The organism is Roseateles sp. YR242 (assembly GCF_900109745.1).
Classification (GTDB): Bacteria; Pseudomonadota; Gammaproteobacteria; order Burkholderiales; family Burkholderiaceae_C; genus Roseateles.
Genome location: NZ_FOAV01000001.1, coordinates 100,494 through 115,398 on the forward strand (window position 1 = coordinate 100,494; position 14,905 = coordinate 115,398).

Annotated in this window: 12 protein-coding genes; 2 read left to right on the plus strand and 10 right to left on the minus strand. The window is 65.2% G+C overall.

Going from position 1 to position 14,905, the window contains the following annotated elements; translation table 11 throughout:
- Positions 1-276: 276 nt before the first annotated feature.
- A complete protein-coding gene (locus tag BMY53_RS00455; RefSeq protein WP_092942359.1) occupies positions 277-990 on the plus strand; it encodes a cistern family PEP-CTERM protein in 714 nt (237 codons plus the stop codon).
- Between the two features lie 52 nt (positions 991-1,042).
- On the opposite strand, the gene BMY53_RS00460 is transcribed toward BMY53_RS00455, so the two are convergent.
- From BMY53_RS00460 to BMY53_RS00485, 7 genes are all read right to left on the minus strand, one after another.
- On the minus strand, positions 1,043-3,259 hold the full coding sequence (locus BMY53_RS00460) for a S8 family serine peptidase (protein ID WP_255369961.1): 2,217 nt from the start codon (positions 3,257-3,259) through the stop codon (positions 1,043-1,045).
- 406 nt (positions 3,260-3,665) lie between these two features.
- A complete protein-coding gene (locus BMY53_RS26235) occupies positions 3,666-3,794 on the minus strand; it encodes a hypothetical protein (protein ID WP_255369962.1) in 129 nt (42 codons plus the stop codon).
- A 91-nt stretch (positions 3,795-3,885) separates the two neighbouring features.
- Positions 3,886-4,821 (minus strand): OmpA family protein, encoded by a 936-nt coding sequence (locus tag BMY53_RS00465; RefSeq protein ID WP_092942362.1) that lies wholly within the window; start codon positions 4,819-4,821, stop codon positions 3,886-3,888.
- Between the two features lie 111 nt (positions 4,822-4,932).
- Complete coding sequence (locus tag BMY53_RS00470; protein WP_092942365.1) at positions 4,933-5,367, minus strand: DUF4398 domain-containing protein; 435 nt, start codon at positions 5,365-5,367, stop codon at positions 4,933-4,935.
- 156 nt (positions 5,368-5,523) lie between these two features.
- On the minus strand, positions 5,524-6,084 hold the full coding sequence (locus tag BMY53_RS00475; protein ID WP_092942369.1) for a hemerythrin domain-containing protein: 561 nt from the start codon (positions 6,082-6,084) through the stop codon (positions 5,524-5,526).
- Positions 6,085-6,163: 79 nt separating this feature from the next.
- A complete protein-coding gene (locus BMY53_RS00480; RefSeq protein ID WP_092942372.1) occupies positions 6,164-6,556 on the minus strand; it encodes a hypothetical protein in 393 nt (130 codons plus the stop codon).
- A 306-nt stretch (positions 6,557-6,862) separates the two neighbouring features.
- The gene (locus BMY53_RS00485) at positions 6,863-7,078 is read right to left on the minus strand and encodes a YjfB family protein (protein ID WP_092942375.1); all 216 of its coding nucleotides are present in this window, start codon (positions 7,076-7,078) and stop codon (positions 6,863-6,865) included.
- A 290-nt stretch (positions 7,079-7,368) separates the two neighbouring features.
- Here BMY53_RS00485 and BMY53_RS00490 point away from each other — a divergent pair, with 290 nt between their 5' ends.
- The gene (locus tag BMY53_RS00490; protein WP_092942378.1) at positions 7,369-7,737 is read left to right on the plus strand and encodes a DUF1428 domain-containing protein; all 369 of its coding nucleotides are present in this window, start codon (positions 7,369-7,371) and stop codon (positions 7,735-7,737) included.
- Positions 7,738-7,799: 62 nt separating this feature from the next.
- Here BMY53_RS00490 and BMY53_RS00495 read toward each other — a convergent pair whose 3' ends face one another.
- The 3 genes from BMY53_RS00495 to BMY53_RS00505 all read right to left on the minus strand — a co-directional run bounded on the left by BMY53_RS00495 (position 7,800) and on the right by BMY53_RS00505 (position 14,434).
- Positions 7,800-8,369 (minus strand): LemA family protein, encoded by a 570-nt coding sequence (locus BMY53_RS00495; protein ID WP_092942381.1) that lies wholly within the window; start codon positions 8,367-8,369, stop codon positions 7,800-7,802.
- Between the two features lie 55 nt (positions 8,370-8,424).
- The gene (locus BMY53_RS00500; protein ID WP_092942384.1) at positions 8,425-11,406 is read right to left on the minus strand and encodes a glycoside hydrolase family 48 protein; all 2,982 of its coding nucleotides are present in this window, start codon (positions 11,404-11,406) and stop codon (positions 8,425-8,427) included.
- An 88-nt stretch (positions 11,407-11,494) separates the two neighbouring features.
- On the minus strand, positions 11,495-14,434 hold the full coding sequence (locus BMY53_RS00505) for a glycoside hydrolase family 9 protein (protein WP_143073856.1): 2,940 nt from the start codon (positions 14,432-14,434) through the stop codon (positions 11,495-11,497).
- Positions 14,435-14,905: the final 471 nt, after the last annotated feature.

Sequence of the window (14,905 nt, forward strand, 5' to 3'; positions counted from 1 at the left end):
CTCTGATTCTGGATGGGGCGCATGGCGCAAACCACAGCCACCGCGGACGCCAAGCCGGGATTTGCAACGCCACGAGCCGCCCGAACCAGGGCCACTTCGACTGTGGGGCTCCCATATTTGGGGGTGTCGCCAGCCTTTACAGCAATGGCCCCGCAGGCGCGCTACGGCGTTGATATCTCAGTCAAATCAACCACTTGCCGAGGTGGCCCGTTGATTGCTTTACAGCGTACGAGGGGAGACATAAGCCAAGTGCGCTAGCCCTGAAAGGGGCCCATCATGACGTTCCGTATTCGTTGGGTAGCGGTCGCTGCCGCGTTGGCAGCCTGCACGCAAGCCAATGCCGCCGCAGTGATGTTCACCGGGATCAACAGCTCGGCCACACTGGTCTTCAGCACCACCCAGGACGGGGCCACGCTGCTGGCGACCGTGAAGTTCACCTTGCAGTCCTGGTCAGCCAACCAGGCGGTCTTCAATACGCTGGTGACCAACAGCTCGTCCGGCCCGGGTTCGAACAGCCTGATGTCGTTCGGCATTGACGTCGTGTCGCCGGCGCTGAGCGGCGCCACCACCAATTCCAGTATGTGGGACGCCAGCATCATGGACACCTTGCCGAGCTTCCAGAAGGTGGACTTGTGCGTCTGGGCAGGTAATGGCTGCAGCGGCGGCAGTGTCAATGACGGCCTGGGCGAAGGTGGCAGCGCCAGCTTCCTGCTGACACTGACAACCGCCGGCAACTTCACACAAGGCATCACCTTCACCAGCCCCTACGGCATCAAGTTCCAGGATGTGGGCCTGGGCGGCCAGTCATATGAATTCGCCGGGTGCATCCAGGGGACGGCGGGCTGCGGTGGTGATGGTGGTGGGGGGGGTGGTGGCTCAGGCGGCCAAGTGCCGGAACCGGATGTTCTGGCCCTGCTGGGTATCGCCACGCTGGCCTACGGGCTGAGCCGCCGGATCGGCGTGCGGCCTCTGCTGCGCGTGGCGCGCTGAGGCGAGAGGGGGCGCGGGCCATCCGCGCCCTTGGCAGGTCTACATCAGCGCCCTACTTCGTGATCTTCGAGGTCGCGACGCTCACATTGCCTGCCGCGTCCTGTGCAACCACCTGCAGCACGTGGCTGCCACTGCCGGCCTTCTTCACGTTCCAGCTGTAGCTGAGCGTCGCCCCCGCAACCGTCGCCACCAACTGGCCATCGATGTAGAGCTGCTGACGGATGCCTGAAGCACCGGCATTGTCGCTGGCACTGGTGGTCACGTTGATCACATTGGCGGAGACCTTGCTGCCGGTGACCGGGCTGGTGATGCTCAGTTGCGGTGCCTGGGAATCCACAGCCACCGCATTGACCACCGAGACCTGCACGCTGGTGGAGGCTGCCGCATTGCCCGCCGCATCCACCGCAGTGACCGACAGCTGCGCCACGCCGTTGCCCTGCGAGGTTGAATCCCAGCTGAAGCCATACGGGCTGCTGGTGTCGCTGGCGACCAGGGTGCCATTGACCTTCAGATCCACTCGCACCACCCCGATGTTGTCCGAGGCATTCACATCCACGGCCACCAGGCCGTTGACCGTGGCCCCCGGCAAAGGCGCGGTGATGGCCGCCACGGGCGCCTGGCTATCCGGCGCGGGCGCCGCAACGACCGCACGCACGGCTGCGGCGACATCGAGCCGGCCCCACCCGTACGTGGCATCGCGCCCGGCGCTGCCCAGATCGACGGCAGAGGCATACAGCAGCGATTCCACCTGCGAATTGCTCATCGATGGCCGCGCGGACATCATCAACGCCACCGCGCCAGCCACCACGGGGCTGGCCAGGGAGGTTCCCCACCAGGCGCCGTAGCCGCCACCCCGCGTGGTGGTCCAGATGTTCTGCCCTGGCGCGGCCAGCGCCACGAAAGCTCCGTAGCTGGACCAGCTGGTCTTGTTGTCGCTCTCGTCCGTGGCCGAGACGGGAATCATGCTGGGGCTGGGCAGGATGCCCTCGTCGATGCCGTTGTTGCCCGCAGCCACCACCACCAGGCCGCCCTTGCTGCGCAGATAGTCGGCCGCGCTTTGTACCGAGCTGCTGGCCGCCACGCCGTTGTAGCTGATGTTGGCCACCCGGGCGCCCTGGTCGGCGGCCCAGATCAGGCCCTGCGCCGTGGTACTCCAGTAGGCGTAGGCGTTGGGGTCGGCTATGCGCACCGGCATCAGCCCTGCCTGGCCGGCCACGGCGGCGACCCCGACGCCATTGTTCATCGTGGCTGCCGCCGCCCCCGCCACCGCAGTGCCATGGCCGTTGACATCGCTGGTGTCGCTGTTGCCGTCGTAGAAATTCCAGCCGGGCACCATGCGTGCGGCCAGATCAGGATGGGTGGCGTCGATGCCGGTGTCCAGGATGGCAATGCGGATGCTGGCGCCCTGCGCCGTGTCCCAGGCCGTGGGTGCCTGGATGCGGCTGAGGTGCCATTCGCTTCCCAGATAGGGATCGTTGGGGACGGCGGCCGGGCTGATGCGCATGTCCAGCTCTGCCGACTTGAGTTGCGGGTGGCGTGCCAGCAGTTGGGCCACCGCAGTCTCCGAGGCGTTGTCCGGCAAGGACACGACGTGCAGCGGCGTGAGGCCCAGCCGACGGGCCCTGCCACCATGCGCGGCCAGGATTTTTTCCAGTTGCCGATCCGAGAGGCCGGGCCTCGCCAGGACCAGCACACGGCCCCTGGCCCAGACCGCAGCTGTGCCCGCGGCCGGCGGCGGCAGTGTCAGCTCTTCCTGCGGCCCGCCTTGGCGGCCCTGCAGCGCCTGGGCCAGGGCATCGATGGCATCGGGCTTGCGGCGCTTGATGCGTGCCACCATGCGCCCCTCGGTGGTTACCGCCAGGCAGACATCGCCGCTGCAGTAGACGCGCGCGGTCACCTGCTGCGTGGCAGCCCAGGCGGAGAGGTCCAACCGGTCGCACAGCTGGTAGCGGCCCAGCAGCGCGTGGCGGATGTCGTCCTCGTAGCGGTAGCGCCCCTTCAGGCCGTCCCGGCCCATCGTGATGGTGTCATCGGCCTGCTCGCGGGCCACTTTGAGGGCGAGTTCGTCACGCACGGCGGGCGACAGGTCGGTATAGCGCTTCAGCCCCACCTCGGTCCGCCCGAGATAACGCAACTGCCGGGGCTGGGCAGGCGCGCAGCTGGGCATGCCGGCGGAAAGCGCACCGGGCGTGGGTACCAAGGTGGTCGGCGCCAAAGTCGAGGCCAGAAGAAGTGGCGCGAGGTGGGCGAGGGGTACAAGCGCGAACATGACGATCTCCCCGTACCGGGGTCTGCGCGCGGCCGTGCCGGCGTGACGCTCCGGGGCTCAACGGCTCCCTGGTCCGAGGCCGCCCTCTACGTGGCGGACCGTCTGGGAAGCAGCAAGGGCCGGGCCATCGCGCGCAAGTGCTGGCCGGCATTGAGCTTTCTGGCAGCAAGGGTGGCGCCGTTGCCGCGCACTGTCAATTTCGTCGACACCGAGACACTGCTCGTCGTTGCCCTTCCCAGGTCCGACAAACAGCTCCGCCCAAAACGTGGATGCCCTGATCGTTCAGGGGGGCAAAGGGCCACCCAGGCTCAGCTCGCCCATGGTGTGCCCACGTTCCTGGATTAATCCCCTACCGTCAGCCACGGCCGAGGTGACGCCGACTCGGCGCGGGGTGTGCCGGTGAGGACTATCGACGGCCAACGCGGGAAGATGTGACCGGGGGCGTTGCAGGCCCCGGCATCGCCGGGGTGGGTTCGGGAGGCTTGGCCTGCTTGGGCTTCTTCGCTTCCTTGTTGCCGTGTTGACGTTTGGACATGATGTGCTCCTGGGGGAATTGAGGGAACTGAAGGGATGAGGCAGGACTGAATCAGGGCCACCTCGGCTCGCGGGAGTGATTCAGAGGTTCCCTAGCGCGCCATCCCGGCCTGATCGGGTCGGGCGGGCTGCTCAGAGGATTCGAAAGTCACCTCCACCCGCCGATTCATTTGGCGACCGGCTGCCGTGGCATTGCTTGCCGTCGGGCGTGTCGAGCCGTACCCATGGGCACTGAGCCTGTCACGGGAAATTCCCTGGGCGACCAGCACCGCAACCACCGCATTCGCGCGTTCTTGCGAGAGGCGCTGATTGGCAGAAGGGTCGCCGACATCATCCGTATGCCCCTCCACCACCGCCTGGCTGGAGAGGTTGCGCTTCAGCAGCGCGGCAAGCTTGTCGATCTGCTGCGTACCGCCGTCGCCCAGCCTCGCCTTCCCGGTGGCAAACAGCGTGTCACCCAGGGTGACCACCGTGGGCTTGACGGGGGGAGCTGCAGCGAGGGTCGCCTTCTCGTTCTCCAGCGCACGCACACGGGCGTCACGGGCTTGCAAGGCGGCGCTGTCGCGGGCGGACTGCGCGTCCGCTGCCGCCAGCGCCGTACCTTGCCGTTCATTGGCTTGGCGGGCCATGTCGAGCTTGCGTTGGGCCTCGTCGGCTTCCGAGGTGCGCATCGCCAGGCGCGTCTGGTCACGCTGGGCGGCTGCGGCGCTCACGCGTGCATCTGCAGCGCGACCCGATGCTGCGTCCACAGCCAGCGTGGTGCGTTGCGTTGCGAGGTAAGCCAGGTGATTGATCTCCGCTTCACCGCGGCGGTCCTGTGCGGCCTGGTCCGCTCGCGCGATTGCGGCCTGGGCTGCGTTCAGTTCATTCCCCGCCAGCGAGCTCACTTGGGGATCCGCCCGGGCCGCGTCATAACGCGAGTGGGCTTGCACCAGCCAAGTGTTGCGCTCCGGGAGGGCCCCGCAGGCGGTCAGCATGGCCGTGGTGGTGGCCAGTATCAAGAATTTGGTGTGATGGAGGTAGGGCATGGTGCGATCTCTTTGTTGTAGGTGACAGCAGCGCGGCCCGGCCAGCTCGGATCCAACCGATTGCGCTGAGACCAGGCCGACGCGGCAGTGGAAGGGGTTGACAGGTCATGGTCATCGCTTCTGCCGGGCCAGTTCCTCGGCCAGCGCACGAGACGCGGCCTGGGCTTCTTCAGCGCTTTGGCGAGACTTGGCTGCAGCCGCCGCTGTGGTCGCCGTCTGGGCATCCAGTTGCGCCTCATCCGCCAGGCGAGTGGCGGCGGCATAGTCCTTCGCCGTCCGGGCTGTACGCGCAGCCTCCAGCTTGCCAATGGCCATCTGCAGTTGCCGGCCGGCATATTGCTGGGTCTCCGGGGTGTCAGCAGCCTTGACGGCCGCCTCGGCCACCGCGATGGGTGTGTCCGGACGCGGCGGGCTGGCGCACGCCGTCATCAAGACCATGCAGAGCAAAGCGAAGCCAAGCGGCGCCCACGCGGCCCGGCCACCGGACCAAAGTGCCGGGTAATGGCGGGGACGTTTCACGAGCGGCGCAAAAAACATGAGGTTCATGACGACCTCCAAAGGTTGAATATCAAGCGGCAGGGAGCCCGCTGCCGATCGGTTTGACCAACAGCGGACGGATGTCTCTGGCTCGGGCAGCTGCCGAGGCAGACGGGACTTCAGGCCTTTAAGAGATCGACCTTCGCCTCGAAGGCCCGCTGACTCTCAAGATGTCTCAGCCTCTTCCAGTTCAAGCATCAGCTCGGACTTGCGAGCGCTCAATTCCTCACCAAGGGCATCAAGATCCAACGCTGACTTCTTGACCTTGGGGAACAGCTCTTTTTCTTCTTCCTTGACGTGATGCGCGATGTATTCACCCAGCACCTTGACCTTCGCGTCGTAGAGTTCATCGGAGGCCGAGCCTTCGGAGATCTGCGCGATCAGGTCCTTGGCGCTGGCATGTTCGACTTCGGCTTCATCAAGCAGGTCGTCACCATCTTCATCGCCCAGGGACTCACGGGCAGCCGGGTAGAAAAGTTCTTCTTCGATGGTGGCGTGGACCGTCAGCTTGCTGCAGATTTCCTGGGCCAGCTGCTCGCGGAGGTCCTCTTCGCCGTCATCATCAACCAGCTTTTGATAGGCCTTGAAGAGCGTTTGCACTTCCTGATGATCCCCCGTCAGCAGCGCGATCGCATCCAGCGGTTCGCTGCCTTTGGCCTCGCGCTTGGCTGGGGCCTTGGTGGTGGTATTGGGCTTGGCTTTGGTCTTGGTTTGGGTCGCGGACATGGTGTTTCCTGTGGCTGGGTGGCCCATTGGGCTTACCTGGCTGTGATGCGGGCAGAAGGCTGCGGGGACGCGCGCAGGCTTAGCCGCGCGCCGTTTTGGGTAGGTTGTTTGCCGGGCCAGGCGCGTTGGCCTTGGGCGTTGTCGGCGTCGCGTTTCCGGGTTGGGGATCGTTGCCAGCTTCATCGCTGGCGACAGGCACATCGCTGCCCTCCGGGGCTTCTGGCTCTTCGCCATCGATGTCGATCTGGGGTGGAACTTCGGCGTCGCCCTTGGTCACTGCTGGTGGCGTCGAAGGGTCACCGTCATTGCCTGTACGTACGGCCCCAGAGTTGGACGGTGGGTTGTTGCCGGGCTCGTCCATGCTGTCGTCGCCCGAAACCGGGGTGTTGTCGCCAACCGGGTCGTCGTCTTCGTTCTCCGGGCGGGATGAAGATGCGACAGGCGAGGTGCCGCTCGGGGTACTGCTGGTCATGGGGAGCCTTGGTGACGACGGAACATCCGACGGTCTGATACACGCAAGATCAGGGCCGTGGCGCCCGAATGGCTCGTGTAAAGACGCCATTCGCTTGGCGTCATGCAGATTCAAGGTCTTTGGGGCCCGGGCAGACAGGCGTGACGTTGATCGATTCCCTCGGTAATCGCCACCGATATCAAGGAACCGCAGAGAGAACTTCCCGACAGCGCGACGGTCTGGTCGCCGGGAACAGCTCGGGCGCAGATGCTCGGGCGCAGATGCTCGAGCGTAGATGCTCAGGCGTAGCGGCTACGGCGTAGCGGCTCAGGCGTAGGTGTTGAGGTTTCGCCCGAGCGTGCCCTCGGTCGCCAGCGCGGGCGCCTGCGGCAAGGCATCGAGCAGCGCAACGGCGCCAGACTCCTGGACATCCAGGGCCTTGCGCAGCATCAGCAAGCTGGCTGCATTGCTGACCGTGCCAGGCATGCTGTTGGATGCACCGCTGACCGCTGCGCTGACGCTGGGGGAGTTGGTGATGCTCATATCAGCACTATCGGCGATGCCCACGCGAACTTGAGCACAAAATGCGGCGAAACCACGGTGCCAAGGTGGTCGCTGCCCCCTCCCCCGCGATGCCCTCGTTTCCTGGCGCCTTCCCGCCGCATGCCCCGCCCAGCAGGGGCGGCCTTGATGAAAGGCCCGGTAATCAAATCACCCCGCGTGACCTGCGGGGCCAAGGCGGCTACGCTGATGGCGCTGCGCCGGTGCGCACACAGGTCCCATGGCCTCCCGAGGCAAGCGCGCCGACCGGTCAACTCAGCAGGAGTAGCGACATGTCATACATCGACGGTTTCGTGATCGCGGTTCCCACCGCCAACAAGCAGAAGTTCATCGAGCACGCGCGCCACCTCGACCCGATCTTCATCGAGCTGGGCGCCATCCGTGTGATCGAAAGTTGGGGCCAGGACGTCCCCGACGGCAAAGTCACCGATTTCCGCCGCGCCGTCCAGGCCACGGCCGAGGAGACGGTAGCGTTTTCCTGGGTCGAATGGCCGGACAAGGCCACGCGCGACGCCGGCATGAAGAAAATGATGGAAGACCCGCGCATGGATCCATCCAAACCGGGCAACCCGCCCATGCCGTTCGATGGCAAACGCATGATCTTCGGCGGCTTTGAAGCGGTGGTTGAAGTGAAGGCCTGACGTGGAGGGCTGACGTCGAAAAATGCGCAGCGGGGGCACAGCCGCCCCCCCGCGCAGAGGGATTACAAGGCCGCGTCGGCGTAACGGACAAAGTCTGGCCGCTCCCGATAGCCCAGCACCGCTGCGGCAAGTCGGTGAGGCATCTGGTGCACCCGCTGGTTGTAGACCACCAGCGCCTGCCGGTAACGCGCTCGTGCCACATCCACCGTGGCCTGGCCGTGCGTCAGCGACAGGCCCAATGCCTGGACATGTCCGTCCGAGCTCAACTGCGCGTCGCCCCGCAGCGCGGCCAGCAGCCTGAACAGCGTGCCGGTGCATTCAGCCCGAACCTGCTTGTAGCGGTCGAAACCTTGTGCATCGTCAATGAGTGCCTCGGCGCCTTCGAATTGCGCCAGCGGGCTGCAGCGCGAATGGGCACCCGCCCGCAGGTTGGCGTCCAGGGCCGGTTCGCGGTCGGCCAGTGCGAGCACCGCCGGCACCTCCGCAAACTGCGTCTGCTCGGCGGCATGCAACTCGGCCCAACCGGCGAGCACCGCCTGGTCCTGCTGTCGCAGGTCCGCCGCCGCCCAGCTGCCCCAGCCAGCCACGCCCACCGAGAACACCAGCGCCAGGATGATGAGAGTCTTGGTCATGGAATGCGCCTCGAAAGAGAAACTGGGCGACGCCACTGCGCCGCCCAGGACCTGCTTACTTCACCGTGATGTCGCAGCTCTGGCCGGCCCAGGTCAGGCCCGTCGGCACCGGCTTGACACCCGAGTAGCTCAGCTGCATCCCCAGCTCCACCGAGCTATTGGGGGCGATCGTGCCGTTCCACGCCACCGGCGTGATGGTGATCGTGCGGCCGTTGACCGAGAAGGTGCCGCTCCAGGCGTTGGTCAGCGTGAAGGCATTGCTCTCCGTGAAGCTGAGGCTCCAGTTGGACAAAGGCGTCGTCCCCAGGTTGCTCAGCTTGATGCTGGGTACCTGGCCACTGCCCCAGTCGTTGGTGGTGTCAAACACCACGGCGCAGTTCTTCACGTCATTGTCGATCTCGGTGGCCGTTACGGTCCGCGTGCCCGCATTGGCTGCGCTGATGCTGATGGTCGCCGCGCCATTGATGGCATCCGCGTCCTTGGCGGCCGCGAGGGTTACCGTCTGTGGCGTGTTCCAGGTGGCCGTGGTGAACAACAGGCTGGCGCCTGCGGACACCGAAATGTCGGTGTCACCGCCGGTGCGCGCCACCGTCACGGCCACATTGCCCGTAGGGGCCGCCGCCAGCTTCACGGTAAAGCTCTGCGTGCCCGTCTCCGGCACCGACACGGCCGATGAAGAAACGACCAGCTCCACCGGCACGATGATGTCGGCATCTTGCTCGGTCGCCAGCACGCTGGCGCCGTTCAGCCCGGTGGCGCTGAGGGTGAAGGTGGCGCTGCCGTTGATGGCGTCGGCATCCCGTGCCGCCGTAACGGCCACGACTTGCGGCGTGGCGTAGTTCTCCGGCGTGAACACCAGCGTGGGGGTGGCGGTGGTCAGATCCGGATCACCACCAGACGCCTTCCCCACGGCCACCGTCACGCTGCTGGTCGGCTTCTCCGAGAGCGAGACATTGAAGCTCGCACTGCTCCCCTCCGGCACGGTCAGCACACTGGTGGACACGACAATCGCCGGCCCGGTGGCCGGGAAGAGCCGGCCATAGTCCGCCTGGGCCAGGGCAATATCCGCCTGCGCCCAGAAGCGGTGATAGACCCAGGTTGGTTCCGCCCCGCCCGCGAGGTAGGCACTGAGCTTGGCGAAATCCGGATCCTGCTGATATTTGGGCCGGATGCTCAGGAAGGTCGCGTTGGAATCGATCACGGCACCCTGCGCATTGGTGCCGGTCCAGCCGGCCGGAACGTAGACACCGTCGCCTGTGCTGGCGTTGTAGGGGTCATCAAAGCGCAGATAGTCCTTGCGCTTTTCACCCACGGCCACGCCCTTGGTGTCCTGATACTTGGCCCACATCCGATCCAGCAGCTCGCGGGCTGTGGTCCTGGCCGCCACATTGCCGGACTTCGCGGCGTAGTAACTCAGCGTGCGGGCATAAGCCGCAGCCGTGCCCACGTCGTTGGTGAATTCGGTCACCGTCACGCGCAGGTTGGCATTGGCGCCAGGGCTGGCGGGGTTCCAGGTGTCAGGCTTGCCCGACCATTGCAGCGAGGAAGGGATTTCGTAAGTGCCGTCGGCCAGAAGCCGGGTGTTGGCAATGGCCCAGGCGGCCCATTTGTCCAGCACGGCCTTGGCCTGCGCATCGTTGCTCAGGTAGTAAAGCTCGGCCACGCGCTGCATCGACCACACCTGGAAGCCGAACCAGGTGTTGGAGGCCGGGTCGTGATAGACGGGGGCCTCGTCATAGAACATGCCGTAGAAAGTGGGCGTCCCGGCCGGGGGTTGCTCATGGTTGCCGTTCCAGCTGTTGGTGGCGCCACCGGCAATGGCACCGTCGGCCGATTGCAGCCAACGGTAGAACTCCATCTGCCGGTTGAAGCTCTTCCCCCAATCGCCTGCGGCCGAAGGTGACAACGGCTTGAACGCGGGCTGCGTGGACAGTGTCCAGGCCACCATCGGGTTTTGGTACCCGAAGTGGTTGTGCGAGGAGCTGATGCGCCAGGCCCAGCCGGCCGACGCGTCCGTGGCGCCGCCCCAGGCGTAATACCAGGACATCAGGTAGTGCTGGTTGTCGCGCAGGCCATTGCTGTCGGCCGCGCCGCTGCCCCCCGGGCAGGTCGTCGGCCCCACGCAATTGCCGATGCGCTTGAAGTACTTGTCGAACATCGCGTAGCGCAGGAAGTCCCCCATCTTGGCGGCCTTCTTCACCAGATCGGCCACCGCCGCGCCCTTGCCCTGCTCCGTCGCCCAGACGTTGGCCCAATAGATGGCCTGGATGGCGCGGCCGTCAGCATCCGGCGCATTGGTATAGCGCCATTGCTTGGCGTAGCTGGAGTCGCCGGTGAAGAGACTCAGGAAACCCTGGGTGCCGCCGGTACGCCCCCACTTGAAGGTTTCGCACGAGGGGTGCGGCACCGTTTCCCACACCGATTCCTGGGCGCCGCGCTGGAAGGTGTTGATGTAGGACGGCTTGGTGGTGCCGTCTCCGCAGAAGCCATAGCCATACCAGTTGTCCACGTCTATCAACCAGTGCATGCCGTAGATGTCGCGGTTGCCGTAGGTCGAGGCCAGCTCATTGCCGATGGGGTCCTGGCCCACCGGCGTGTTGAATTCCAGCGGTGAGGGGTAGTTCTTTGGAAGCGGATATTCGCCGGCATAAGAGGCCGGCTTGCTGGCGTTGTAGAAGCTGTTGGTGGGCTGGTCGCGGGTGCCGGGGATGATGTACTTCTCCATGTTGGCCCACGCGGCATTCAGCGGCCCCCAGTCACCAGTGACGCGGCCGTACTGCGCCTCCATCCAGATCCAGAAGCTGTAGGCCTCGGAGGTGGTCTCGTGGCCATGGTCCGGCGCCTCCACGATCAGTGTCTCCACGGAGTGGTAAGGCACCCCCTCCGGGCTGAAGTAGCCATTGGCCGGATTCTTGATCTTGTTGTATTGGGTCAGGAAGCGTTGGTTGTAGTCGGTCTGAGCCTGTGCACTGAAGGCACCGGCCAGGGCAGCGACAAGGATGGTGGCCTTGGCGGCCTTGCGAGGAAAACGGAACATGCTCTTCTCCTGTTGCCCCGAAAATTCGGGCGTGAGTTCCCCCCGGCCCGCACCAGCGGCGGGCTTCAAGGGGGTGAAACAAAACGGATTAGTTGATGACGACCTTGCAACTCGCGCCCGTCATCACGACGGCGCCAGGCGTTGGTTTGGTCCCGCTGTAGCTCAGCTGCATGCCGGCATCCGCACTGCCCCCGGCGGGCACGGTGAGGCTCCAGCTCGGTGGCGTGAAACTCACCTGGTTGCCAGTCACGAGGAAGGTGCCGCTCCAGCTGTTGCTCACCGTGAAGCTGTTGCTCTCGGTGAAGGCCACGCCCCAATTGGCGATGGGCGTGGTGCCCGGATTGCTGAGCATCAGGCGCAAGACCTGGCCACTGCCCCAGTCGTTGGTGGTGTCCAGCGTCAGCGTGCAGTTGCTGCTGCCACCACCGCCCCCGGGCGTGGCCGAGACCGGGTCGGACAGCGTCACCCCCGCGGTATTGCGGGCACCCACCTTGTAGAAGTAGGTGGTGCCATTGGTGAGGCCGCTGTCGGTCAGGGTCAAGGCCGTGAGGCCGCTGGCCAGTGCCGCATAGCTGCCCGTCGCACTGGTGGCACGCGTGACTTCATAGCTCGCCGCACCAGTGACGGCCGGCCAGTTGAGCGTCACCTTTCCATCGCCGGCAGTCGCGGTGGGGGCTGGCGCGGCTGGAGGCCCCGCCGGAGTGCTGGTCCAGACCGGATCGCTGGCAGCGCTCTCGCCGGAATCATTGCGCGCACTGACGGTGTAGTAGTAACGCGTGCTGCCGGCCAGACCACTGTCCACATAGCTGGTGCCGGTGGGAGACGCCAGCAGCGCAAAGCTGCCGGCCGTGCCCGTGGTGGAACGCTTGAGCGTGTAGCCGGTGGCGTTGGTGGACGCCGACCAGCTCAGGCTGATGCTGCCCACCCCTGCCGTGGCGGTGAGCCCTGCCGGTGTGGCCGGCAAAGGCACCACGACGCCGCCGCAGGCGGCAGGTTCATTGCCCCAGATTTTGCGGGTCTCGTCGTAGAGCGTGATGCCGGTCACCTTGACCGGCGTGGTGCCGGAGGCTCCCAGGCCCGCGTAGGAAGGATCATTCGCCGGGTTCCAGAAGCTGGTGCTGTCCGGTGCGGCCACGCGAATCTGGATCTCCTTCTTGTAGGCCGACTGGCCGCCGGGATAGACCTTGGTGCCACTGAAATCGCCCGCGGCGTAGTAGAGGTTGCTCGCACCACAACGCACCAGGCCTCTGGCCACGCCACCCTCGCTGTAGTTGGAGCTGACCTTGATGTCCGCCGCGCTGCGACCAGCAGCAATCACCTCGCTCAGGTCGACGTAATAGCGCAGGCTGAGCTTGTCGGTCACACGGGCCGGCCAGCCACTGCGGTTGTTCACCAGCGCCTTCACCTCGGTGTAGGTCGTGCCCGCGCTGTTAATGGCGGCCTCGACGAAGTATTCGTCTTCGGTCGCCACCTCTGGCTGCGGGAAGTTGGCCAGCGGCACGCTGCCCGGGAACAGCTGCTGGGCAGCGGCCAGTACGCCGACGATGGAAGCGTTGTAGTCGATGGCGACCTCGTTGGAGACGTAGTCCGCAATCGAGTCCGTGTAGCCATCGTTGGCACCGGGCCCGCCCACCAGGGCGCCATACAGCACATGGCGATGGTTGGTCGGCACGGTCTGGCTGTCCGCCCAGGAACCATGCGCCGTGCGGTGGTGCGGATGCTGCGGCGGATTGACGCCGAAACCGATCAAGTAGCTGCTGTTGCGCGGGTTGCTGCCCAGGGCATAGTTGAGCTGCTGCATCCCAAAGTCGCGATAGCGCTGCTGCTTGGTGGCGTCAGCCACATCCTTGGCGTATACCAATGCAATGAACGACTCATTGAGCGCATACCGCAGTGAACCCCATTGCGACAGCCAGGCCAGCCCACCCGGTGTGTAGGTCACCCGCTCGCCCTCAGGCGTGCCGGTGGTCCAGTAGGCCAGGTTGCGCTCGATCGCATCCTTGTACTTCTGCTTGCCGGTCAGGCGCGCAAGCAGCAGGTAGCTCCCGTAATGCTTGCTGTCCCAGTCCTGCGTCCATTTGTAGGGCAGAAAGCCCGTCTGGCCTTCGGAACCGAAGCCGCCCGAGGCGGTCGTGACGAAGCTCTCGGCCTTGTCCAGATAGGCCGTCTCGCCAGTGGCGCGATAGAGCCAGACGGCGCCCCACGCCAGCTCATCCACATAGCCGGACCACGAGTTGTAGTAGCCCTGGGCATCGGTGATGCACTCGACATACTTCTGGCGCTTGGTGTCGGCCAGCGTGAAGAGCTGCCGGGCATGGGTCAGCAGCGTCGCTGCGTAGCTGGGGTCGCTGGTCTTGAACACCATCGACGCGGCCGCCATGGCGGCTGCCGTCTCACCGGCCAGATCGGAGCCGCCGCAGGTGGCATCGATCTTGTAGGCCGGGGCCTCCTTGGGGTAGACCTCCACCGGGCCCCACCAACTGTGGTCCACGCTCCCATTGCCCACCTGGCCATACAGCACGTTGGCACTGGGGTGGGCCTTGATGAAGTAGTCGTTGATCCAGCGTAGATTGCGCAGCAACGCGTCGTACTGCCCGGCATCCTTGTGGCCGGCCTCGAATTCGAGCGCGCCCCAGGCCAGTTGAGTGGCCGTCCAGGCCGCCGGGAAACCGAACTTGACGTGGTCCCCCGCGTCGTACCAGCCACCGGTGAGGTCCAGGCCCACATCGCTGCCGTCGCTCAGCCGCGAGTCGCCGCGCCAGCTGACGCGGTTCCACTCCGGCTTCTTGCCGGACTGCTGGGCTTCATAGAACAGGATGGATTTCTGCAGGGCCTCGGCATAGTTGTAGGCCGGAGCGGCGGTGGCCGCTGCCACGGCCAGCGTCTTGGCCGTGGCGCCGCCGTCGGCACTCATCGGAGAAGCTGTCTGGCGAGCGGAGTCCCCGCCGCCGCATGCGGCCAGGCTGAACGCCAGCAGTGGCGCCGCCAGGCGCATTTGAAGTCGACGCCTATCAATCAACGTGCTCATACCGTTTGTCTCCGGGTTTGAGTTATGGAATCCCACAGCTGCAACACATCCATGCAGCTGCGCGCCTGGGCCCTTTTGCAGGTGCTCCTGGCCTTACTGATACCCCGATGGAAACCGCTTGGCAGCTCGTTGTAGACAACGTTGTCAGATTGATGTCTAAAAAAGGCCAATTGCCTTGGCCTCACATCAACCGCACGTTGCTCTTGGGTCTGCTGACACTTGCGTGGAGAACGCAGCCATCAGCACGTCAGGATCCGCTTGCGGGCAATGGCCCGGGCAAGTTCCTGAGGGATTCAATTCCGTCAGTGAATTGAATCAATGGACGCGATGCTCTTCCGATTTCCAGAGCGCGTCAACCACTCTTGCGAAAACATACGGTTGTAAGCGAGATCGCTCCCGCCCCAGAAAAATGGGGCTTCGTCGGTCAGCGTCAAGCTCTATGGCGGGGCCGAACAACGCTGGTGTCGTGCG